Source organism: Martinezella sp. CNPSo 3732, assembly GCF_057784515.1.
In genome coordinates this window covers 341,530-361,680 of the sequence record NZ_JBXSOO010000001.1, presented here as the reverse complement: position 1 = coordinate 361,680, position 20,151 = coordinate 341,530, and the positions used below count along the sequence as shown (strand labels likewise).

19 protein-coding genes are annotated in these 20,151 nt (G+C 61.4%); 2 read left to right on the top strand and 17 right to left on the bottom strand.

Features of this window, described 5'->3' with window-relative positions; all coding sequences use genetic code 11:
• Positions 1-3: 3 nt before the first annotated feature.
• From ehuA to AC13RM_RS01535, 9 genes are all read right to left on the bottom strand, one after another.
• Positions 4-768, bottom strand: a complete 765-nt coding sequence (gene ehuA / locus AC13RM_RS01575; protein WP_374816684.1) for an ectoine/hydroxyectoine ABC transporter ATP-binding protein EhuA — start codon at positions 766-768, stop codon at positions 4-6.
• Complete coding sequence (gene ehuD / locus AC13RM_RS01570; protein WP_374816685.1) at positions 765-1,457, bottom strand: ectoine/hydroxyectoine ABC transporter permease subunit EhuD; 693 nt, start codon at positions 1,455-1,457, stop codon at positions 765-767. Before ehuD ends, ehuA begins: the two co-directional genes overlap by 4 nt.
• On the bottom strand, positions 1,454-2,119 hold the full coding sequence (gene ehuC / locus AC13RM_RS01565) for an ectoine/hydroxyectoine ABC transporter permease subunit EhuC (protein ID WP_374816686.1): 666 nt from the start codon (positions 2,117-2,119) through the stop codon (positions 1,454-1,456). Before ehuC ends, ehuD begins: the two co-directional genes overlap by 4 nt.
• 93 nt (positions 2,120-2,212) lie before the next feature.
• Positions 2,213-3,070 carry an ectoine/hydroxyectoine ABC transporter substrate-binding protein EhuB gene (gene ehuB / locus AC13RM_RS01560; RefSeq protein ID WP_374816687.1) on the bottom strand — a complete coding sequence of 286 codons (858 nt, stop codon included), beginning with the start codon at positions 3,068-3,070 and terminating at the stop codon, positions 2,213-2,215.
• A 104-nt stretch (positions 3,071-3,174) separates the two neighbouring features.
• The gene (gene doeB, locus AC13RM_RS01555; protein WP_374816688.1) at positions 3,175-4,194 is read right to left on the bottom strand and encodes a N(2)-acetyl-L-2,4-diaminobutanoate deacetylase DoeB; all 1,020 of its coding nucleotides are present in this window, start codon (positions 4,192-4,194) and stop codon (positions 3,175-3,177) included.
• A gap of 9 nt (positions 4,195-4,203) precedes the next feature.
• Positions 4,204-5,382: an ectoine hydrolase DoeA gene (gene doeA / locus AC13RM_RS01550; RefSeq protein ID WP_488554487.1), complete on the bottom strand. Its 1,179-nt coding sequence runs from the start codon at positions 5,380-5,382 to the stop codon at positions 4,204-4,206.
• Positions 5,379-6,395, bottom strand: coding sequence for an ectoine utilization protein EutC (eutC, locus tag AC13RM_RS01545; RefSeq protein ID WP_488554486.1), 1,017 nt, complete (start codon positions 6,393-6,395; stop codon positions 5,379-5,381). The genes doeA and eutC overlap by 4 nt, the downstream gene beginning before the upstream one ends.
• On the bottom strand, positions 6,392-7,378 hold the full coding sequence (eutB, locus tag AC13RM_RS01540) for a hydroxyectoine utilization dehydratase EutB (protein ID WP_488554485.1): 987 nt from the start codon (positions 7,376-7,378) through the stop codon (positions 6,392-6,394). Before eutB ends, eutC begins: the two co-directional genes overlap by 4 nt.
• Positions 7,379-7,652: 274 nt before the next feature.
• The gene (locus AC13RM_RS01535) at positions 7,653-8,852 is read right to left on the bottom strand and encodes a DUF3422 domain-containing protein (protein ID WP_488554484.1); all 1,200 of its coding nucleotides are present in this window, start codon (positions 8,850-8,852) and stop codon (positions 7,653-7,655) included.
• Positions 8,853-9,124: 272 nt separating this feature from the next.
• On the opposite strand from AC13RM_RS01535, the gene AC13RM_RS01530 reads away from it, so the two are divergent.
• Complete coding sequence (locus AC13RM_RS01530) at positions 9,125-9,673, top strand: VOC family protein (RefSeq protein WP_374816695.1); 549 nt, start codon at positions 9,125-9,127, stop codon at positions 9,671-9,673.
• A gap of 21 nt (positions 9,674-9,694) precedes the next feature.
• On the opposite strand, the gene lpdA is transcribed toward AC13RM_RS01530, so the two are convergent.
• From lpdA to AC13RM_RS01495, 7 genes are all read right to left on the bottom strand, one after another.
• A complete protein-coding gene (lpdA, locus tag AC13RM_RS01525; protein WP_488554483.1) occupies positions 9,695-11,083 on the bottom strand; it encodes a dihydrolipoyl dehydrogenase in 1,389 nt (462 codons plus the stop codon).
• 4 nt (positions 11,084-11,087) lie between these two features.
• On the bottom strand, positions 11,088-12,392 hold the full coding sequence (locus tag AC13RM_RS01520) for a dihydrolipoamide acetyltransferase family protein (RefSeq protein ID WP_488554482.1): 1,305 nt from the start codon (positions 12,390-12,392) through the stop codon (positions 11,088-11,090).
• 2 nt (positions 12,393-12,394) lie between these two features.
• Positions 12,395-13,408, bottom strand: coding sequence for an alpha-ketoacid dehydrogenase subunit beta (locus AC13RM_RS01515; protein WP_488554481.1), 1,014 nt, complete (start codon positions 13,406-13,408; stop codon positions 12,395-12,397).
• A gap of 1 nt (position 13,409) precedes the next feature.
• The gene (locus tag AC13RM_RS01510) at positions 13,410-14,642 is read right to left on the bottom strand and encodes a thiamine pyrophosphate-dependent enzyme (RefSeq protein WP_488554480.1); all 1,233 of its coding nucleotides are present in this window, start codon (positions 14,640-14,642) and stop codon (positions 13,410-13,412) included.
• Between the two features lie 81 nt (positions 14,643-14,723).
• Positions 14,724-15,851, bottom strand: coding sequence for an acyl-CoA dehydrogenase family protein (locus tag AC13RM_RS01505; protein ID WP_488554479.1), 1,128 nt, complete (start codon positions 15,849-15,851; stop codon positions 14,724-14,726).
• A gap of 25 nt (positions 15,852-15,876) precedes the next feature.
• Complete coding sequence (locus tag AC13RM_RS01500) at positions 15,877-17,064, bottom strand: acetyl-CoA C-acyltransferase (protein WP_488554478.1); 1,188 nt, start codon at positions 17,062-17,064, stop codon at positions 15,877-15,879.
• A 26-nt stretch (positions 17,065-17,090) separates the two neighbouring features.
• The gene (locus AC13RM_RS01495; protein WP_488554477.1) at positions 17,091-17,858 is read right to left on the bottom strand and encodes a 3-hydroxyacyl-CoA dehydrogenase; all 768 of its coding nucleotides are present in this window, start codon (positions 17,856-17,858) and stop codon (positions 17,091-17,093) included.
• 194 nt (positions 17,859-18,052) lie between these two features.
• Between AC13RM_RS01495 and AC13RM_RS01490 the strand changes: the two genes are divergently transcribed.
• Entirely contained in the window at positions 18,053-19,060 is a 1,008-nt protein-coding gene (locus AC13RM_RS01490) for an AraC family transcriptional regulator (RefSeq protein ID WP_488554476.1), read from the top strand.
• Positions 19,061-19,171: 111 nt separating this feature from the next.
• Here AC13RM_RS01490 and AC13RM_RS01485 read toward each other — a convergent pair whose 3' ends face one another.
• On the bottom strand, positions 19,172-20,059 hold the full coding sequence (locus AC13RM_RS01485; protein WP_488554475.1) for a LysR substrate-binding domain-containing protein: 888 nt from the start codon (positions 20,057-20,059) through the stop codon (positions 19,172-19,174).
• Positions 20,060-20,151: the final 92 nt, after the last annotated feature.

The following is a 20,151-nucleotide window of genomic DNA, read 5'->3' as shown; positions in this document are numbered from 1 at the left end:
CGATCAAAGAATGGAGTGCAGAAACTCTTTCGTACGGTCTTCCTTAGGCGCGCTGAAGATCTCTTCCGGCTTGCCCTGTTCGCAGATGCGGCCCTTATCGAAAAAGCAGACCCGGTCGGAGACTTCGCGGGCAAAGCGCATTTCGTGCGTGACCAGCAGCATGGTCAGATCGTGTTCATGGGCGAGATCGCGGATGACGCCCAGCACCTCGCCGACGAGCTGCGGATCGAGTGCGGATGTCGGCTCGTCGAACAGCAGCACGCGCGGACGCATGGCAAGCGCGCGGGCGATCGCCACGCGCTGCTGCTGGCCGCCGGAAAGCTGGCTCGGGTAGTGATCCTTCTTCTCAGAGAGGCCGACCATGCGCAAGAGCTCGACGGCGCGGCACTCGGCCTCCGCCCGTCCAAGCCCGAGCACCCGTGTCGGCGCTTCGACGACGTTGCGCAGTACGGTCATGTGCGGAAACAGGTTAAAGCTTTGGAAGACCATGCCGACATGAGTGCGGATCTGACGCAGATGCGCCTCGCTGGCGAGGAAACGGCCCCGGCCATTGTCCTGATGATAGGACATGCCGGCCAGATGCAGGGTTCCCTCCTGGAAAGGCTCTAGCGTCATCAGGATGCGCAGGACCGTCGATTTTCCCGAGCCGGATGGACCGATCAATGTCACCTTTTCGCCGGGGGTGACGTCGAAGCAGAAATTGTCGAGGACGGTCAGGTAGCCGTAGCGCTTGGTCACATCTTGAAAGCGGATCAATGGTTGCGTCATTTGAGAGCGATTCCGTTTTTCGGCAACGCCTTTTCGAGCCAATGAATGGCCGCCGAGCAGACGAGCGTGAGGATGAGAAAGATCAGGCCGACAAGGGAAAGCGGCACCAGATACTCGAACGTCCGATCCCCGATGAGATTGGCAAGGTTGAGCATATCGACCACCGTGACGACCGAAAGCACCGGCGTCTCCTTGAGCATGGAGACGAGATAGTTACCCATGGCCGGTATGATGCGGGGGATCGCCTGCGGAATGATGATATCCCAATAGGTGCGACCGCGACCGAGATTGAGCGCGGTCGCCGCTTCCCATTGCCCGAGCGGCACGGCATCCAGACCGCCGCGATAGACTTCCGACGTATAGGCCGAATATTGCAGCCCGAGCGCCAGCGCGCCGGTCAGGAAAGCAGGTAATACGATGCCGTAGATCGGCAGCACGTAATAGAGGAAGAAGAGCTGGACGAGCAGCGGCGTATCGCGCAGAAACTCGATGACGAAAGCGGTCGGCCAGGAGATCGCGATAAAGCGGCTACGCCTGAGCAAGGCAAAGACCAGGCCGAGAATGAGCGCGATCGCAAAGCCGGCGGCTGCCGCCTCCAGCGTGACGATGAGGCCGATGCCGAGGATCGGCAGGATCGACAATGCGAAGGAGAGCGTCGTCGTCGTATCCCAGGTGAAGCCATACATCATGCCGGCGCCCTCCCCGGGAAGGCGGCGCCACGACGAAAAACCGTCTCCAGCCAGCGCATGAAGGCAACCAGAACAAGCGCCATGATGAAATATCCGACGAGCGTCAGCGAGTAGATCGTCACGCTGTCGAGTGTGATGTTGCGCAATTGCTGGGCCTGGAAGGTCAGATCGCTGATCGAAATGAGCGATACCAAGGCAGTGTCCTTCAGGTTCTGGACGGCAAGATTGCCGAAAGCCGGCATCATTTCGACAACGGCCTGCGGCAGGACGATATGAAAGAGCGTCTGGCCTTGCTTGAAATTCAGCGCCCGCGCCGCCTCATGCTGCGTGTCTGGAACCGCCTGCAGCGCGCCGCGCACCACCTCTGCGCCATAGGCGCCGATGTTGAGCGCCAGACCGGCAATGCCCGTGGTGATGGGATCGAAGGAGATCCCGATCAGCGGCAGCGCGTAATAGAGCCAGAAGAGCTGCACCAGAAGCGACGTGCCACGAAAGATCTCGATATAGACGATCGCGATTCCGGAGAGCAACCGCCCTCCGGCAAAGCGTGCAAGGCCGGCCGCAAAGGCGAAGATCGCACCAAGAAACATGGAGGCGATGGCGATGAGCGCCGTCACCTCGGCGCCCTTCAGCAATGCGGGCAGATAGTGTGTCCAACTCATTCTTAGGTCACCTCCGTTTCGGGATGGGAGGGGCCGAACGACCTGGCGATCGTCTGCAGACCGCCGCCAGATCGTTCCCGATTATCGATAGGCTCACTTGCCCGCGCACAGATCTTCGGTGCTCTTCGTGCGCGCGGCCTCGACACTCTCGGCGCTGAGACCATAGGACATCAGGATCTTCTTGTAGTCGTCGGTCTTCTTGAAGGCTTCGAGAGCGGTATTGAAGGCCTTGTAGAGATCCTTGTCCTCGGGCCGGAAATCGAAGCCGCCATAGCTTCTGACCGACTTTCCGTTGATCACCGGATCGGTGAAGGGCTCGGCATGCTCGACATTCGTGCTGCCCTGAACGAGCTTGGCGACAGTCAGCTCGGTTGCCGCATATGCGTCAGCGCGACCGGTCTGGATCGTGGACAGCGCATCCGCATTCGCCTGGATCATGACGATCTGGGATTCCGGGATGCCGAGACCATGGAAGAAATCGAGCTGATCGGCACCGGACACAATCGCAACTTTCAGCGACGGATCCTTCTTGATGTCTTCATAGGAATGCAGCTTCTTCGGATTGCCCTTCGGCACCAATAGTCCCTCGCCATAGCTGGAGTTCGGCGTCGTGAACTGAACCTGCTTGCAGCGTTCGGGCAGGATGTTCTGCTCGGCGGCAACGAAGTCGAAGCGCTTGGCCTTCAAGCCGGGGATCAGCGAGCCGAAAGGCGTCACGGTCCAGTCGACTTCCTTGACACCCATCGACTTCAGAACGGCAGCGGCAACATCGGGACCAATGCCCTTGGCGGCACCGCTCTCGTCCATATAGCTATAGGGAACCTCGTTGGCGCTGGCGCCGCGGATATAGCCATCCTTCTTGATCTGCTCGAGGCTGGCGGCATGGGCTGAAACGGCAAGGCCAACGGTCAGGCCCATGGCGGCGAGGCTGCGGTAAAAATTCGATCTCATGGTTCACTCCTCTGTGGTTGAAATCCGTTATCGGCCGCCCGGTTTTCCGGATCTTTGCCATTAACGGGGTGGTGATCCGCGCCGCGCCGTGGCGGCGCGGCAATTCAAGGGGCCTCCGTCAAAGTTGCGACGACGGCCAGGCAATCCCCGGTCTTGATGAGGCCGGGGAAATGACGTGCGGCGAGAACACCATCCAGCGCCGCCCGATAATTAAAGGGCTCGGATCCGGTGCGGCCGATCGGATGGATGCGGGCGATGATCTCTCCTCGCGCGACCGTGTCACCCAGATCCTTGAGCGGCTCGAAAAGACCCTCAGCCTCGGCGAAGACGAAGCAATCGGAAGACGGCATATCAAGCCATTGCGTCGCTGCGACCTCCGGGGCACCCGCGACGATTCCCGCGTGCTTCAGCACATTCAGAACACCGCGCTTGGCAATGGAAGCCGTACGCGCCGATATGGTTCCGCCGCCTGAAAGCTCGGTGGTCACAAAGACCTTGCCCATCTCCTCGGCCGTGGTGTCATACATGCCGACGGCATCGATCTCGATCATCCGCATGGAATAGGGCGCGGAGAACGCGGCAACTCCATCGAAGCAGGCCTTTTCTTGCCCCTTGTCCGGCAACTCGTGGGCTGCGGCATAGGGCAGGAAATCAAGCGTCTGGCCGCCCGAATGAAAATCGAGCACGATATCGGCAAGCGGCAGCAGGTAACGGGTAAAATAGTCGGCAATCTTCTCGGTTACGCTGCCATCAGGCCGGCCGGGGAAACTCCGGTTGAGGTTGCCCTTATCGATCGGCGAGGTACGGGTGGCCGCCCGGAAAGCGGGGTAATTCATCGCCGGAACGATGATGATCCTCCCCCTGATCTCCTCCGGCTCCAGCGCGCGGGCGAGATCGAAGAGCGCAACGGGCCCTTCATATTCATCGCCATGATTGGCCCCGGTCAAAAGCGCCGTCGGTCCCTCACCGTTCCTGATGACGCAGATCGGGATCATGATCGAACCCCAGGCGGAATCGTCGCGCGACCAGGGAAGGCGCAGATGCCCGTGCTGGATGCCGTCGCGATCGAAATCGACTGTCGGCGTGATCGGCGATGGACGTTTGGATATGCTCATGCTGTTCATCTCAGGCCATCACTTCACGACAAGCCGCCGGGGAACGTTCGAGAGGCACTCGACGCCACTCTCGGTGATGACGATGCTTTCGGTGATTTCCATGCCCATATCTTCCAGCCATAGGCCGGTCATGAAATGGAAGGTCATGCCCGGCAGCAATTCGGTGCGATCGCCGGGACGAAGGCTCATGGTGCGTTCACCCCAATCCGGCGGATAGGAAAGGCCGATCGGATAGCCGGTGCGGTTATCCTTGACGATCCCGTATTTCTTCAGAACCGCGAAAAAGGCGTTGGCGATATCCTCGCAGACGTTACCTGGCTTGGCGGCGGCAAGACCGGCCTCCATGCCCTCGAGCGTTGCCTTCTCCGCATCGAGGAAGGCCTGTGTCGGCTTGCCGAGGAAAACGGTGCGCGACAGCGGGCAATGGTAGCGGCGATAGCAGCCGGCGATCTCGAAGAAGGTACCCTCGCCGCTTTTCATCGGCTTGTCGTCCCAGGTCAGATGCGGGGCGGAGGCATCCGCACCCGATGGCAGCAAGGGAACGATTGCGGCATAATCTCCGCCGAAGCCGTCGACGCCGCGGATGCCGGCATCGTAGATTTCGGCAACGAGATCGGATTTGCGGATGCCCGGCTCGACCTTTTCGACGATCCGCCGGTGCATGGCTTCGACGATGCGGCCCGCCTTGCGCATATAGTCGAGCTCGGTCTTGCTCTTGACGGCACGCTGCCAGTTGACGAGCCCTTGGGCATCCTTGAAGCGGGCATTTGGCAGATGCTTGACGAGCGACGCATAGGCCGCGGCGGTGAACCAGTAATTGTCCATCTCGACGGCGATCGCGGCGTTCGCCCAGCCGCGCTCCTCGATGATCTTCGAGAGCAGATCCATCGGATGGCGCTCATTGGACTGCACATAGTGATCGGGATAGCCGATGATATTGTCATGGCCGAGATAGGCCGTGCGCTTGGCGCCATTGGCATCCTGACCGCGCCCGTACCAGATCGGCTCACCGGTATCAGCCACCAGCACGCATTGATGCACATAGAAGGACCAACCGTCATAGCCGGTCAGCCAATGCATATTGGATGGGTCGGTGACGATGACGAGATCGACACCGGCCTTTTCCATGGCGCGGCGCGTCTTTTCGAGCCGCTCGGCATATTCGGCGCGGGTGAAGTTGAGGGTTGGCTCGCTCACGCTGGGTCTCCTGATGCTTTTGTCGTTTCGATCGCTTGGCCCGCGCCGGCCGAGACGGCGCGGCGATGGGCAAGCGTGGCAATGGCGGTATCCTGGACGCCGGTCCCGGTCAGATCGCAAAAGGTGATCGCCTCGGGCGACCGGCGGCCTGCCGCCCGGCCGGCAACAATGGCGCCAAGTTCGGGGAAATCCGCCGTCTCGCTCACCAGTCCCGCGGCGATCGCATGGTGAAGCTCACCCAGCCGCCGCGTCTGCTTCAGGCTGTCGGCAACGTAAGGCGTGGCTTTCGAAACAGCGGCCGGGTCGATCTCGTTCTTGTGTTCGGCGTCGGAACCCATAGCGGTGACGTGCTGGCCCGGCTGCAGCCACGCGGCTTTGAGGATCGGCTTGTCGGAGGGCGTCGTCGTCACGATGATATCAGCGTCGCGACAAGCGGTTTCGGCATCGGCTTCCGCCGTCACGGAAAGGCCGAGTTCGGCCGCCAACTCCGAAGCAAGTTTTTCGGCCTTTTCCAGATCCCTCGCCCAGATCCGCGCCGCCTCGATCGGTCGGACGAGCGTGAGTGCATGCAATTGCAGACGGGCCTGCATACCAGCGCCGAAAATCGTTGCGATCCGGCTATCCGGGCGGGACAGGTGTCGCGCGGCAACGGCACCTGCGCCGGCGGTGCGTACATCCGTCAGATAGCCGTTATCGAGCAGCAGCGCCTCGACCAGGCCAGTGCGCGCCGAGAGCAGCATCATCAGCCCGTTGGTGCTTGGCAGTCCAAGCGAAGGGTTGTTGAAGAAGCCGGGGCTTACCTTGATCGCGAAACTGTCGAGATCAGGAACATAGGCCGTCTTCACGTCGACCTCGCCGCGATGGGCGGGAATATCGAGCCGCATGATCGGCGGCATCTCCACCGCCTTTGTCGCCAGCGCCGCGAATGCCTGTTCGACGCAATCGACGGCATCGCTATCGAGCTGGACGATCTTGCGAAGATCTGTTTCCGTCAGGATCAGCACGCGGGTCATGGCGCCACTCCCCTATCGGGACCACTCACGATTGCCCGATGGGTCGCCGGATCGATATTGCCTCCGGACACGATAACGACAGTCGGCCCATCGGGCTTGATCTTGCCGGCGAGCAGGGCCGCTATCCCGACGGCGCCCGCCCCTTCGACGGTCAATCCCTCGATCAAGGCCGCATGGCGAATGCCGGCCGCGATCTCCTCCTCGCTGAGTAGGATGACATCATCGAGAAGCGCCAGGCACATTCGGAACGTCAGGCGGTTATCAAGCCCAATGCCGCCGCCCAGCGAATCTGCCAAGGTCTCCACCTCCTGCACATCCGTCGGCCGGCCGACCGCAAGGCTTGCCGCCATCGCCGCGCCACGCTCCATCGACACGCCAGTGATTTTGACATTCGGCAGACGACTCTTGATCGCAGCCGCAACGCCCGACGCCAGCCCGCCGCCCGAGAGCGGCACCAGGATAAGCGCGGTCTCAGGCAGATCATCGGCGACCTCAAGGCCGAGCGTGCCTTGGCCTGCAATGACATCGGCATCATCAAACGGGGGAATGAAACACATGCCCTCCTCACGGACGAGGCGCTCGACCTCCAGCATCGCATCATCCTGCGAGCGCCCGACAATACGAATATCAGCCCCAAGATTTCTGATAGCCTCGACCTTGTTGGCAGGAACAAGCGCAGACAGACATATGGTCGCACGAGCGCCCATCGTCTTGGCGGCATGGGCAACCGCCCTGCCGTGATTGCCGGTCGATGCCGTCACAAGCCCGCGCGAACGTGCCTTTTCATCCAAACATAGAAGCGCATTCGTGGCGCCGCGAAGTTTGAAGCTGCCCGTGTGCTGATGGTTTTCCAGCTTGAGATGAACTGGAATGCCCGCCCGCTGAGACAGAGCTTGCGAGAGCCGCAACGGCGTGCGCAGCACGTTTGGCGCAATCCGCCGCCGCGCCGCTTCTATATCCTGCAGTGTCACCATCATTGTCATGGCGCACACCGATGCCTTGCCCATGATGCAACCGGCGTCATCACGAATTTCATCTCTTTCTCGCGGTGGATGTTCATGACATCAGCGTGAAAGAGACAATGGATCATGTCAATCTGTATATTGTTTCATTACAATTATAAGTGCGCCTCCCAAGACTGATAGCCAAGTGAGGTCATGTCAGCATGGCGCGCGCTTGGCGGATCGCCAGGCGTATGGGATTTCGTATTCGTGCTGGTGCAGGCAGCAGTTGCTGTGCGCTGCGTTCAAAAGGACTTCAGGATTTCAGCGCGTGCCTGACCCTCAGGATCGCAAGGGCGACTGCTCCGATCACCACGGGAATGGAGATCAGCATGTAGATTGGATTGATGTGAAGGCCGGCATGATCCGCCGTCTCGATCGCGACTTTGATCAGGCTCAGAAGGTAGTAGCTGATGGCAATGATCGAGAGGCCCTCGACCGCCCGCTGAATTTTGACCTGGGTTTCGGCGCGCTCGGCCATGGCCTGGATCTGAACGGCGTTCTGGACCTCGATCTCCACCTGGATGCGGGTCTGGAGCAGGTCGATCAGATGCATGGTCGCATGCGACAGCTGCTCAAGGCGCAATGCGGTCGCCTCGCAACTTCTGACCGCCGGTTTGAAGCGGCGCGCGACGAAAACCCCGAAACGCTGGAAACCTGGGACATGGGTCTCGCGCAGCTCCGCGATACGTTCCTCGACGATCTTGGCATAGGCTGCCGTTGCGCCAAAACGATTGCGCGTCTGTGCCGCCGCGGAGATCACCTCCGCGGAAAGCTGAGAAATCTCATCGAGCAGTCGCTTATGGTCTTCGGCAGAGGTCGATACGTGGCGATTGGTCAATTCGACAAGCTTCCGGTCGTAGCCGCCAAGAACAGGACCAAGCCGCCGTGCCTCCGGAAAGCCCAAAAGCGCCATGACGCGGTAGGTCTCGATTTCATAGACCCTGCGAACCATGCGGCCGAGCCGATATGCATTGAGGTCATGGTTGAAAAGGATCGTACGGCTGGTGCCGTTGTCTCCGACGCGAAAATCCGAGCAAACGAGTGCGGCTCCGCCGCCAATCGTGGACGCGGCCGTATCGCCGAATTGAAGCGCCGAAAGGAGAGGTCCAAGTTCGCTCGGCGCCGATCCGCAAATGAGAATTTCCAATCGGCAAATGAACGACCAGTCGGTCAGGCCGGCGAGCCGCGCCGCCTCATCGATCGACAGCGAACCTGCAGGCCAGGTCGAGGGTTCGGCCTCAAGAGGCGTAACCCGGGTGACGGTGACAAATTCGGTGTGAAACTCGACCTGTGTCCGAGGACCTTCGATTGCGTCCTCGGCAACGACGACGCGGTGGCTCAGGTCGGAAGTCGACGGTGATGCGCCCGACAGGGCTATATGCTCGACCAGCGCCGGACCCGAAAAATAGATCGATGGCCGCGCGTGAAGTTCCGAATTGAAATCGACTGCCACCGTTTGCGCTCCCCCAAGCAAATGCCTGCTCCAATCGTATGCCGGCCATTGCGGAATCGGCAATGTTTCGCTGCCTGCGACAGAGTGTCCCGAGGTTTTGAAGGCAACCCTGTTCGGCTGAATTCTGACATAGGGTAAGCTCGACGCAACCAACATCGATCGCGTGACTTGCGAACCGGGGCTTTCGGTAGAAAATAGCGGTGAACGCACGGCCAGGCTCACAGAACCACACAAGCGGCGGTTCGCCCTGGGAGTGTTGAAGGGGAGATCACATGACAAATGCCGCAAGCCTGGGATTGCCTGGCCTCCTGGGTCAGGACCATACGGGCATCACCGTTCCCGATCTTGACGAGGCACTCGACTTCTTCGTCCGGATACTCGGTTGCAAGCATGCCTATACCTTCGGCCCGATCGGTGACGATGACGGCGATTTCATGCATCAGGCGTTGGGCACCCATCCACGCGCCCGCATCAGGCGTGCGGCGCTTATCCGCATCGGCCACGGCTCCAACCTGGAGCTCTTCGAATATGAGGCACCGGATCAGCGTCGCCTTGAGCAAAAGAACAGTGACATCGGCGCCTTCCATGTCGGACTTTATGTCGAAGATATTCAGGCGGCCAAGGCCTACCTCGATGCACAAGGCATCACGACCCGCCTCGGACCGCTCCCCATCAGCGAGGGACCGAATGCCGGACAGAGCATCCTCTATTTCCAGTCACCCTGGGGCTTGCAATTGGAGGTCATCAGCTATCCGGACGGCATGGCTTACGAAAAGACGGCCGAAACCATCCTTTGGTCGCCGAAATCTCCGGAAAAATGACTATTGCCACCTGACACCGGCTCAGATGTGCAGGGCATGGCCAAGCGCTTTCAACGCGGCTTCCTGCAGGCTTTCGCTGCGGGTCGGATGGGCGTGGATCGTGCCCGCAATGTCTTCCAGCCGCGCGCCCATCTCGAGTGCCAGCGAGAACGCGCTTGACAGTTCCGAGACGCCGGCACCGACCGCCTGCAGGCCAAGCAACAGATTGGTGTCCGCGCGCGCTACAGCCCGCACAAAACCGTCTTCCGACTGGGTCGTCATCGCCCGCCCGTTGGCAGCGAAGGGAAAGAGACCGACGCGGATTTCATGGCCCTGAGCACGCGCTTCATCGGGTGAAAGCCCCGCGGTGACGATCTCGGGATCGGTGAAGCAGACAGCGGGAATGGCGCGTTTATCCCAGACACGCTTGCGGCCGGCAACGATCTCAGCGACCATCTCCCCCTGCGCCATGGCACGATGGGCAAGCATCGGCTCGCCGGTGACATCGCCGATGGCATAGACACCGCGCATGGATGTGCGGCAGCGCTCATCGATGCGGATGAAGCGGCCGGCGCGATCGAGATCGAGTTCTTCGAGACCCCAACCTTCCGTGCGCGGCTTGCGCCCGACTGTGACGAGAACCTTGTTCGCGGCGATCCGTTCCTCTTCGCCGGCAGCGGTCTCGATCAGCAGCGCCTCTCCCGAATAGCTTTTCGCCTTCGCTCCAGTCAGAACGCGCACGCCAAGCTCATGCAGGCGCTTGGCAACCGGCTTGACGAGCTCGACGTCATATTGCGGCAGGATCTGCGCCATCGCCTCGACCACCGTGACCTGCGCGCCCATCTTGGCAAAGGCAGTGCCGAGTTCCAGGCCGATATAGCCGCCGCCGACGACAGCAAGTGTATTGGGCACACTCGTCAGCGACAGCGCCTCGGTGGACGAAAGGATCTCTCCGCCAAAGGGCAGCAGCGGCAGCTCGACCGGTTCGGAGCCAGTCGCAATGACAACCGTTTCGGCACGGATGACCTGAGTTCCCGTCTCGGTCTCGACTTCGACAGTCTTGCCGTCACCGAACGTCGCCTGTCCATGCACGATCTTGACCTTGGACTTGCGCAGGAGCCCAAGCACGCCGCCGTTCAGCCGGCCGACGATGCCATCCTTCCAGCGTATGGTCTGCGCGAGATCAAGCTTGGGTGCCTCGACAGTAATGCCGAGCGCATTGGGGCTGGTCATGTGGCTGATCTTTTCGAACTCCTCGGCCGCGTGGATCAGCGCCTTGGACGGGATGCAGCCGATATTCAGGCAGGTGCCGCCGGCCTTTGTGGATTCGACGATCACCGTATCCACGCCGAGCTGTCCGGCGCGGATGGCACAGATATAGCCTCCAGGACCGGCGCCGATGACGAGGAGCTTGCAGACGATTTCTTTCATGTCATCAACCTTCGATGAAGATCAGCGCAGGGGTTTCCAGCAGGGCCTTGATCCGCTGTACGAAGACCGCTGCGTCCCAGCCGTCGACGATGCGATGATCGAAGCTCGACGACAGGTTCATGATCTTGCGCGGGATGAATTGAGTGCCGTCCCAGATGGGCCGGGTCACGATCTTGTTGACACCGACGATCGCGACTTCCGGATGGTTGATGATCGGCGTCGTGACGATGCCGCCAAGCGCGCCGAGCGAGCTGATGGTGATCGTGGAGCCGGAAAGCTCCTCGCGCGCAGCGGTGCCATTGCGGGCGGCCTCAGCAAGACGCGCAAGCTCGGCAGCAACGTCCCAGATCGACCGGGCCTCCGCATGCCGCACGACCGGCACGGTGAGGCCCGACGGCGTCTGCGTGGCGATGCCGATATGAACGGCACTATAGCGGGTGACGACGCCGGCATCGTCGTCAAAGGTGGCATTGACGCCCGGCTGCTCGCCGATCGTCTTGACCAGCGCCCGCATCAGAAAGGGGAGGATGGTCAGCTTCGGCTGATCCGGCTTGCGGCCGGCATTCATCGTCGCGCGCAGATCCTCGAGGTCGGTGACATCCACCTCCTCGACATAGGTGATATGGGGAATGCGCGAGCTGGCAAGACGCATCTTTTCGGCGATGCGGCGACGCAAGCCGGTCACCTTGATCTCTTCGGTGGCGGTCTTTCGGGCAAGCCCGGTTTGCGCAACGGGAGCGGGCTGAGCGCCCCGCGCAATGAACTGATCGAGGTCTTCATGGGTGATGCGACCGGCCGGGCCTGTACCGATCACCTGGCGCAGGTCGACGCCGGCCTCTTGAGCCCGCAAGCGCACGGCAGGGGAAGCCAGCGGTCGCTCCACCGGCTCGCGAGCGGCGGGGCGCTCGGCAACTCCTTCTGGCTCGATGTTTTTTGCTTCGATGACCGGTTTCGCCGGAGACGGTGCCGTCGGTTTGGCTTCCACAGGTTTGCCTTGAACTGGCTCGACTTTCGCAAGTGGCTCGGCATCGTGGGTCGGAGCCTTTTCGGCTGTATTCCCACCCTCGCCGGCAACCTCAATGCGCAGCAGCGGCGCCTTGACGGCGACCGTATCGCCTACATCGGCACCAAGCCAGAGCACGACGCCTTCGACCGGAGAAGGGATTTCCACCGTCGCCTTGTCGGTCATGACGGCAGCAAGGATCATGTCCTCACGCACCGGATCGCCCGGCTTGACATGCCATTCAACCAGCTCTGCCTCGGCCACGCCTTCACCCACATCGGGCATCTTGATGACGAATTCACCCATCCTCAGCCCTCCATCACTTCTTTCAGCGCCCGGCCGACGCGGGCGGGACCGGGGAAATAGTCCCATTCCTGTGCGTGCGGATAGGGCGTATCCCAGCCGGTCACGCGCACGATCGGCGCCTCGAGACTATAGAAGCAGTGCTCCTGAACCAGCGATGCGACTTCCGCGCCGAAACCGGAGGTGAGCGTCGCCTCGTGCACGACGACACAGCGGCCGGTCTTCTTCACCGACTGGACGATCGTATTGAGATCGAGCGGCAGAAGGCTGCGCAGATCGATCACCTCGGCATCGATCCCCGTTTCCTCGACCGCGGCAAGCGCCACATGCACCATCGTGCCATAGGCGACCACCGTGACGGCACTGCCCAGCCGGCGGATTTCCGCCTTGCCGATCGGGATTGTGTAATGCCCTTCCGGAACCTCGCCGAGGTCATGTTTCGACCAGGGCATCACCGGCCTTTCGTGATGACCGTCGAAGGGGCCGTTATAGAGCCGCTTCGGTTCGAGGAACATCACCGGATCCGGGTCTTCTATCGCCGCGATCAGCAGGCCTTTGGCGTCGTAGGGATTGGACGGCACGATCACCTTCAATCCGCAGACATGGGTAAACAGCGCTTCCGGGCTCTGGCTATGCGTCTGCCCGCCGAAGATGCCGCCGCCGGTCGGCATGCGCACGACGATCGGGCAGGTGAAGTCGCCATTGGAGCGGTAGCGGATGCGTGCGGCTTCCTGGGTGATCTGATCATAGGCCGGGTACATATAATCGGCGAACTGGATTTCGACGCAGGGCTTCAAACCATACGCGGCCATGCCGATTGCAGTGCCGAGAATGCCGGATTCGTTGATCGGCGCATCGAAGCAGCGGGTCTTGCCGTATTTGGCCTGGAGCCCCTGCGTGGCGCGGAAAACGCCGCCGAAATAGCCGACATCCTCGCCGAAGACGACGACATTGTCGTCACGCCCCATCGAGACGTCCATGGCGCTGCGCACGGCCTCGATCATTGTCATTCTTGCCATGTCAGTATCCTGCCTTCTGCCGCTGGCGGCGGATATGGGCGGGCATTTCCGCATAGACGCCTTCGAAAATGTCGCGCACCGACGGCTTGCCGCCGGCATGGAGCGTGCCGTGGCTCTCGGCCTGCTTCTGCGCCTCGATGACCTCGTCAAGAATTTCGGCCTCGGCCTGGGCGTGGCGCTCTTCCGACCAGACACCGCGCACGATCAGATGCTTCTTCAGCCGCAACACTGGGTCGCCGAGCGGCCAGGCCTCGGATTCGGTTTTCGGACGGTACGCGCTCGGATCATCGGAGGTGGAATGAGCGCCGACGCGGTAGGTGACATATTCGATCAAGGTCGGCCCGAGATTGCGCCGAGCACGCTCGGCCGCCCATTTGGCGACGGCGTAGACGGCCAGATAGTCGTTGCCGTCGACGCGAAGCGCCGGAATGCCGAAGCCGAGACCGCGGGCGGCGAAAGTGCCGGAACCGCCGCGGGCAATGCCCTGAAAGGTCGAGATGGCCCACTGGTTGTTGACGATGTTGAGGATGACGGGCGCCTTATAGGTGGAGGCGAAGACCAGTGCGGAATGGAAATCGGATTCCGCCGTCGAACCGTCGCCGATCCAAGCGGCAGCGATCTTGTTGTCGTTCTTGATGGCCGAGGCCATCGCCCAGCCGACGGCCTGCACATATTGGGTGGCAAGATTGCCTGATATGGTGAAGAAGCCATGCTCCCTAGACGAATACATGATTGGCAGTTGCCGGCCGCGCAAAGGATCCGCCTCATTCGAGTAGATCTGGTTCATCATCTCTACCATCGGATAGTCGTCGGCGATGAGAAGCCCCGCTTGGCGATAGGTCGGGAAATTCATATCCCCCTTGTTCAGCGCCTTGCGGAAGGCGGAGCTGACCGCCTCCTCCCCGAGATGCTGCATGTAGAAGGAGGTTTTTCCCTGGCGCTGCGCCATCAGCATCCGGGCGTCGAAAGCCCTGAGCTTCATCATGTTGCGCAGGCCCGTCAGCAATTCCTCATCGGAGAGCAGCCCGGCCCAGGGGCCGACCGCCTCGCCGTCGCGGTTGAGAACGCGGATGATGGAATAAGCGAGATCGCGGATTTCCTCGGGCGCAACATCGACCGCGGGTTTTGGCACGGAGCCGGCTTTGGCGATCTTGACGTTGGAGAAATCCGGCTGGCCGCCTGGCCGCACCGCCGGCTCGGGGACATGCAGGCTTAGATTTGGAACCTCGTTCATGCGCTGTGATACCTCCCTTGTCGGCCGCCCCACCGTTGCTCCCCACAGCAGGCACAGCCGCAAACATTCTACGAAAACATACTATAAGTTGCGCGCGATAACGATGCGCTGAACGTCGCTCGTTCCCTCGTAGATCTGACAGATGCGGACGTCGCGGTAGATGCGCTCCACCGGATAATCCGCCATGTATCCATAGCCGCCATGGATCTGGATTGCGTCGGAGCAGACCTTTTCGGCCATTTCCGAGGCAAACAGCTTGGCCATCGACGCTTCGGTAAGGCAGGGCTGCCCCTCTTCCTTCAGCTGTGCCGCGTGCAACACCATCTGGCGGGCGACCTCGATCTGAGTCGCCATGTCGGCAAGCCGGAAAGCAACCGCCTGATGATCGATGATCGGCGAGCCGAATGCGGTGCGCTCACGGGCATAGTCGCGCGCCGCCTCGAAAGCCGCTCGCGCCATGCCGACGGATTGCGATGCGATGCCGATGCGGCCGCCTTCGAGATTCGACAGGGCGATCCTGTAGCCGTCGCCTTCCGCACCGAGCCGATTTTCGGCGGGGATGCGCATGCCAGTAAAGGCGATCTGGCAGGTGTCGGACGAGTGAAGGCCGAGTTTGTGTTCGACGCGCACGATTTCGTAGCCGGGCGTGTCGGTCGGCACGATGAAGGCGGAGATGCCCTTCTTGCCCGCATCGGGATCGGTGACGCCGAAGACGATGATGACATTGCCGTTCTTGCCCGAAGTAATGAACTGCTTGGCGCCGTCGATGACATAATGATCGCCGTCACGACGGGCGCGGGTCTTCAGGTTCGAGGCGTCGGAACCAGCCTGCGGCTCGGTCAGGGCAAAGCCGCCGATCCATTCGCCGCTTGCCAGTTTCGGCAGGAAGCGCTGCTTCTGCTCCTCCGTGCCGTATTTCAGGATCGGCACGCAGCCGACGGAGCTGTGCACGCTCATGATGGTCGAGCATGGCCCGTCTCCGGCGGCAATTTCCTCAAGTGCTACGGCATAGGCGATCACGCCCGTTTCCGAACCGCCATAGGCTTCGGGCACGAGCATGCCGAGGAAGCCGAGCTCGCCCATCTCCTTCAATTCCTCGCGGGGAAAGAGGCTCTTCGCATCGCGCTCGGCAGCACCCGGCGCCAAGCGCTCCCTGGCAAAATCACGCGCCATGTCGCGGATCTGGATCTGGTCTTCGCTCAGGATCATGGTCCGGTCTCCTCCTCGAAACCGTTCAGTTCAGTTCGACGGCCATGGCGGTTGCTTCGCCGCCGCCGATACAAAGCGTCGCCATGCCACGCTTCATGCCGTGGCGCTTGAGTGCTGCAAGCAGCGTGACGAGCACGCGGGCGCCGGACGCGCCGATCGGATGGCCGAGCGCGCAGGCGCCGCCGTGAACATTGACCTTGTCACGCGGTAAGTCGAGATCGCGCATCGCCGCCATGGCGACGACGGCAAAGGCCTCGTTGATCTCGAACAGATCGACATCCCGAAGGGTCCAGCCGGTGCGTTCGGAAAGCTTGCGCAAGGCACCAATCGGCGCGGTCGCGAAGAGATTGGGCGCCTGCGAATGCGTGGAGTGGCCGACGATGGTGGCAAGCGGTGCGATACCTTCGCGCTCGGCCTTTGAGCGCCGCATCAGTACCAGCGCGGCAGCACCATCGGAGATGGACGAGGCATTCGCGGCGGTCACCGTGCCGTTTTCACGGAAAGCCGGCTTGAGCGTCGGGATTCTTTCCGGCTTCGCCTTTCCAGGCTGTTCGTCACGGTCGACAACAAGTTCGGATCGCCCTGTCTTTACAGTAACCGGAATGATCTCGGCGTCGAATGCACCCTCCTCAATCGCCTTGCGGGCGCGGGTCAGGGATGTGACGGCGTAGTCGTCCTGTGCGGTACGGGTAAACTGATAGGCTTCGGCGCAATCCTCGGCGAAAGTGCCCATGAGGCGTCCTTTGTCATAGGCGTCTTCGAGCCCATCGAGGAACATGTGGTCGATGACGCGGCCGTGCCCAAGCCGGTAGCCGCCGCGCGCCCGATCGAGCAGATAGGGAGCATTCGTCATGCTCTCCATGCCGCCGGCAACGGCGACCGACACACTGCCGGCGCCGATCAGATCATGTGCCAGCATGACGGCCTTCATTCCCGAGCCGCACATCTTGTTGACGGTGGTCGCGCCCGTCGCGAAGGGCAAGCCAGCACCGATCGCGGCTTGTCTTGCCGGTGCTTGACCCTGCCCGGCAGGGAGAACGCAACCGAAGACCGTCTCCTCAATTGCGTCCGGGCCAACGCCGCCGCGCTTGAGTGCTGCGCGGATGGCGGCGGCACCGAGTTCCGGCGCCGTGCAATCCTTAAGATCTCCCTGGAAGCTGCCCATTGGAGTACGGGCCGCGCCAACGATGACGATCGGATCTTCTCGCGTCATATCAAACCTCCCGTTACGAGCCTGCCTCAGTGCGGCGCCATGCGCAACGCGCCATCGAGGCGGATGACTTCGCCATTCAGCATGACGTTCTCACAGATGTGGCGTACCAATGCGGCGAATTCCACCGGCTTTCCGAAGCGCTGCGGAAAGGGCACGCTCTTGCTCAGCGATTCCTGCACCTCCTGCGGCATGCCGGCCATCATTGGCGTCTCGAAAATGCCTGGCGCGATGGCGACGACGCGAATACCGCTGCGTGCCAATTCGCGGGCGATCGGCAGCGTCATGGCGGCAACGCCGCCCTTGGAAGCGGCATAGGCCGCCTGACCAATCTGCCCGTCGAAGGCGGCGACGGAGGCCGTGTTGACGACGACCCCGCGCTCGCCATCCGCATCCGGCTGCTCCTTGACGATGGTCGCCGCCGCGAGCCGGATCATGTTGAAAGTACCGATAAGATTGATGCCGATCGTGCGGCCAAAACTGTCGAGCCGGTGCGGACCATTGCGACCGATCACTTTTTCGCCGGGCGCGACGCCAGCGCAATTGACCAGCCCATGCAGATGGCCGAACCGCTCCAGTGCCATGTCGATCGCGGCCTGGCCGTCTTCTTCCTGCGTGACGTCGGTCTTGATGAAAGCGGCGCCGGCTCCAAGCTCGCTGATGACGGGGGCGCCGGCGTCCGCGTTGAGGTCGGCAATGACCACGTTCGCGCCTTCACCTGCCAGCATGCGCGCAACCGCAGCCCCAAGGCCCGAGCCGCCACCGGTAACGACGAAGGTCTTTCCCTGGATCAACATGGTCGCTCTCCTCCAGCGCAGTCGATTTCAACCGAGGGCCTCCACGCTTCGGGCAGTCGCCCGCAGTATCGCATCCCCGGAAGAGCGCGATTCACCTGCGCTTCGGTCAAGCTTATCGCCGCACGATATTGCATTCGATGACAAAAGCGTCTCAAATCATCGGCCAGTTTTACCATATTTTGCAGGTCATAACGATGACGGAAACCGCACGGCGGATGATATCACCTTTCTTCGTGAAAGAGGCGATCGACTGCCTTCGGCGGCAAGGAAAATCGCCTGAACGATTGCTCGCGACGCTCGGCCTATCCGCTCAGATCGACGCGCCGATTTCGGCCGAAAGCTATGGCGCGCTCTGGCTGGCGATCGCGGCCGAGATGGATGACGAATTCTTCGGCATGGGCGGCAGACCTATGCGTCGCGGCAGCTTCACGCTGCTCTGTCATTGCGTGCTGCACGCAAGGACCCTCGACCAGGCATTACGGCGAGCGCTGAGATTTTTGAACATTGTGCTGGAAGACCCGAAAGGACATATCGAAGTGGTCGACGGGCTGGCGCATATTGTGCTGACCGACTTCAAGAGCGCGCGTTCGGCCTTTGCCTACCGGACCTATTGGATCTTGCTGCACGGCATCGCCTGCTGGCTCATCGGGCGGCGTATCCCCCTGCGGATGGTCGATTTTCGCTGCGCCGAGCCGGACCATGGTGCAGATTACCGGCAATTTTTCGGGGCGCCCGTGCGCTTCTCACAGCCGGCAAGCAGGCTTGCCTTCGACGCCTCTCTCCTTAAGCTGGCTGTGACGCGCAACGAGCAGGCTCTGAAGCAATTTCTACGCAATGCGCCGGCCAATATTCTCGTGCGTTACCGCTATGACGCCGGCCTTGCAGCGAGCGTGCGCAAGCGGCTGCGCCAATCGCCGCCCGCCTCATGGAAGGCATTCGATGATTTGGCCGCGCAAATGCGCATGTCTCCTTCGACCCTGCGGCATCGCCTGCATGCCGAGGGCCAGAACTATGCCGCCATCAGGGATGAAATCCGCCGCGATCTTGCAATCGAGATGCTGCAAACGACCAAGTTCGGCGTCGGGGAAATCGCAACACGCCTCGGTTTTTCCGAACCCAGCGCCTTTCATCGGGCATTCCGGAAGTGGACCGCAAGGAGCCCGGCTGCATTTCGAAAGGAGATGACCTCGCGAAACCGGTGACTATGGCCGGCGTAGGTCTTCCAACGGCCTTCGCCATGGTGTTTCGTTATGGCCAGCGACGGCATTCGCGATCTCGATAAGCCTTATCCAGGTTGAACTCCGAAACCGGCCTTACCGCGTCAGGGCGTTGGCAAGCCAGTTTGCGGCGTGTTCCGCGGCAAGCGTACGGCGTGGCCTCGCTGGAAGGAGAATGTGATATTGGTCGGCGGTGGGTATCTCGGCCTCCTCCAGGGCGACGAGCGTGCCATCCTCCAGGAAAGTCTGGACAAGAAGACGCCAGCCGAGCGCGATCCCCTGACCCGCACGCGCGGCCGCGATCGCCTCCGTATAGTGGTTGAAGCGAAGATGCGGCTTTATTCGCAAGGCCCGGCGCGTTTCCTGAACCCATTGCGTCCAGGAGAGCCATGAGCGTTCGTGAGCGTCCGTCTCTATGAACTCATCGGCATCGGACATCTGCGCCGTCGGACGACGCCGAAAATAGTCGGGCGAGCATACGGGAACGACGACATCCTTCTGCGAGGCGACCACCTTGGCATCGGCAAACGGCGGCCTGCCGTATCGAATGGCTATGTCTATGCCGCCGGCGTCGAGATCGATTCTTGCGTCCTGCGAGATGACTCTGATCTGTACGCCCGCATTCTCCCGCCGAAACGCTGCCAACCGCGGAAGCAGCCAGAAGGAGGAGAAGGCGACGGTCGCGCCGATCGTCACGACGTTCTGCTGGGAGGATCTGACCCCATCGACGGCGTCCGCGATGCTGGCGAAGCTTTGCGCAAGCGTCGTTCCGAGGGTGAGGCACGCAGCAGTCGGTTCAATGGCGCGATGCTTGCGTACGAACATCGGGAGCCCGAGTTCCTCTTCCAATGTTGCGATCTGGCGGCTGACGGCTGCCTGAGTGACGCCAAGTTCAGCCGCGGCCGCCGTAAAGCTCCGATGCCGCAGAACGGCCTCAAGAGTCATCAATGCGGTCAGGGAGGGAATTCGCCGCCGAAAGTTCATTATACGTCCTTCGCATTACATAATATTATGCGTAGGTGAAAATTAATGCTGTTGAAGCATAACGGATGCAAGGGCAAACTGCGGACCATCGA

What these genes read in the sequence shown, in the direction of transcription:
- ehuA (WP_374816684.1), bottom strand. Translation starts at nt 768, where the DNA reads ATGACGCAACCATTGATCCGCTTTCAAGATGTGACCAAGCGCTACGGC.
- ehuD (WP_374816685.1), bottom strand. Translation starts at nt 1,457, where the DNA reads ATGATGTATGGCTTCACCTGGGATACGACGACGACGCTCTCCTTCGCA.
- ehuC (WP_374816686.1), bottom strand. Translation starts at nt 2,119, where the DNA reads ATGAGTTGGACACACTATCTGCCCGCATTGCTGAAGGGCGCCGAGGTG.
- ehuB (WP_374816687.1), bottom strand. Translation starts at nt 3,070, where the DNA reads ATGAGATCGAATTTTTACCGCAGCCTCGCCGCCATGGGCCTGACCGTT.
- doeB (WP_374816688.1), bottom strand. Translation starts at nt 4,194, where the DNA reads ATGAACAGCATGAGCATATCCAAACGTCCATCGCCGATCACGCCGACA.
- eutC (WP_488554486.1), bottom strand. Translation starts at nt 6,395, where the DNA reads ATGACCCGCGTGCTGATCCTGACGGAAACAGATCTTCGCAAGATCGTC.
- eutB (WP_488554485.1), bottom strand. Translation starts at nt 7,378, where the DNA reads ATGACAATGATGGTGACACTGCAGGATATAGAAGCGGCGCGGCGGCGG.
- AC13RM_RS01530 (WP_374816695.1), top strand. Translation starts at nt 9,125, where the DNA reads ATGACAAATGCCGCAAGCCTGGGATTGCCTGGCCTCCTGGGTCAGGAC.
- lpdA (WP_488554483.1), bottom strand. Translation starts at nt 11,083, where the DNA reads ATGAAAGAAATCGTCTGCAAGCTCCTCGTCATCGGCGCCGGTCCTGGA.
- AC13RM_RS01520 (WP_488554482.1), bottom strand. Translation starts at nt 12,392, where the DNA reads ATGGGTGAATTCGTCATCAAGATGCCCGATGTGGGTGAAGGCGTGGCC.
- AC13RM_RS01515 (WP_488554481.1), bottom strand. Translation starts at nt 13,408, where the DNA reads ATGGCAAGAATGACAATGATCGAGGCCGTGCGCAGCGCCATGGACGTC.
- AC13RM_RS01510 (WP_488554480.1), bottom strand. Translation starts at nt 14,642, where the DNA reads ATGAACGAGGTTCCAAATCTAAGCCTGCATGTCCCCGAGCCGGCGGTG.
- AC13RM_RS01505 (WP_488554479.1), bottom strand. Translation starts at nt 15,851, where the DNA reads ATGATCCTGAGCGAAGACCAGATCCAGATCCGCGACATGGCGCGTGAT.
- AC13RM_RS01500 (WP_488554478.1), bottom strand. Translation starts at nt 17,064, where the DNA reads ATGACGCGAGAAGATCCGATCGTCATCGTTGGCGCGGCCCGTACTCCA.
- AC13RM_RS01495 (WP_488554477.1), bottom strand. Translation starts at nt 17,858, where the DNA reads ATGTTGATCCAGGGAAAGACCTTCGTCGTTACCGGTGGCGGCTCGGGC.
- AC13RM_RS01490 (WP_488554476.1), top strand. Translation starts at nt 18,053, where the DNA reads ATGACGGAAACCGCACGGCGGATGATATCACCTTTCTTCGTGAAAGAG.
- AC13RM_RS01485 (WP_488554475.1), bottom strand. Translation starts at nt 20,059, where the DNA reads ATGAACTTTCGGCGGCGAATTCCCTCCCTGACCGCATTGATGACTCTT.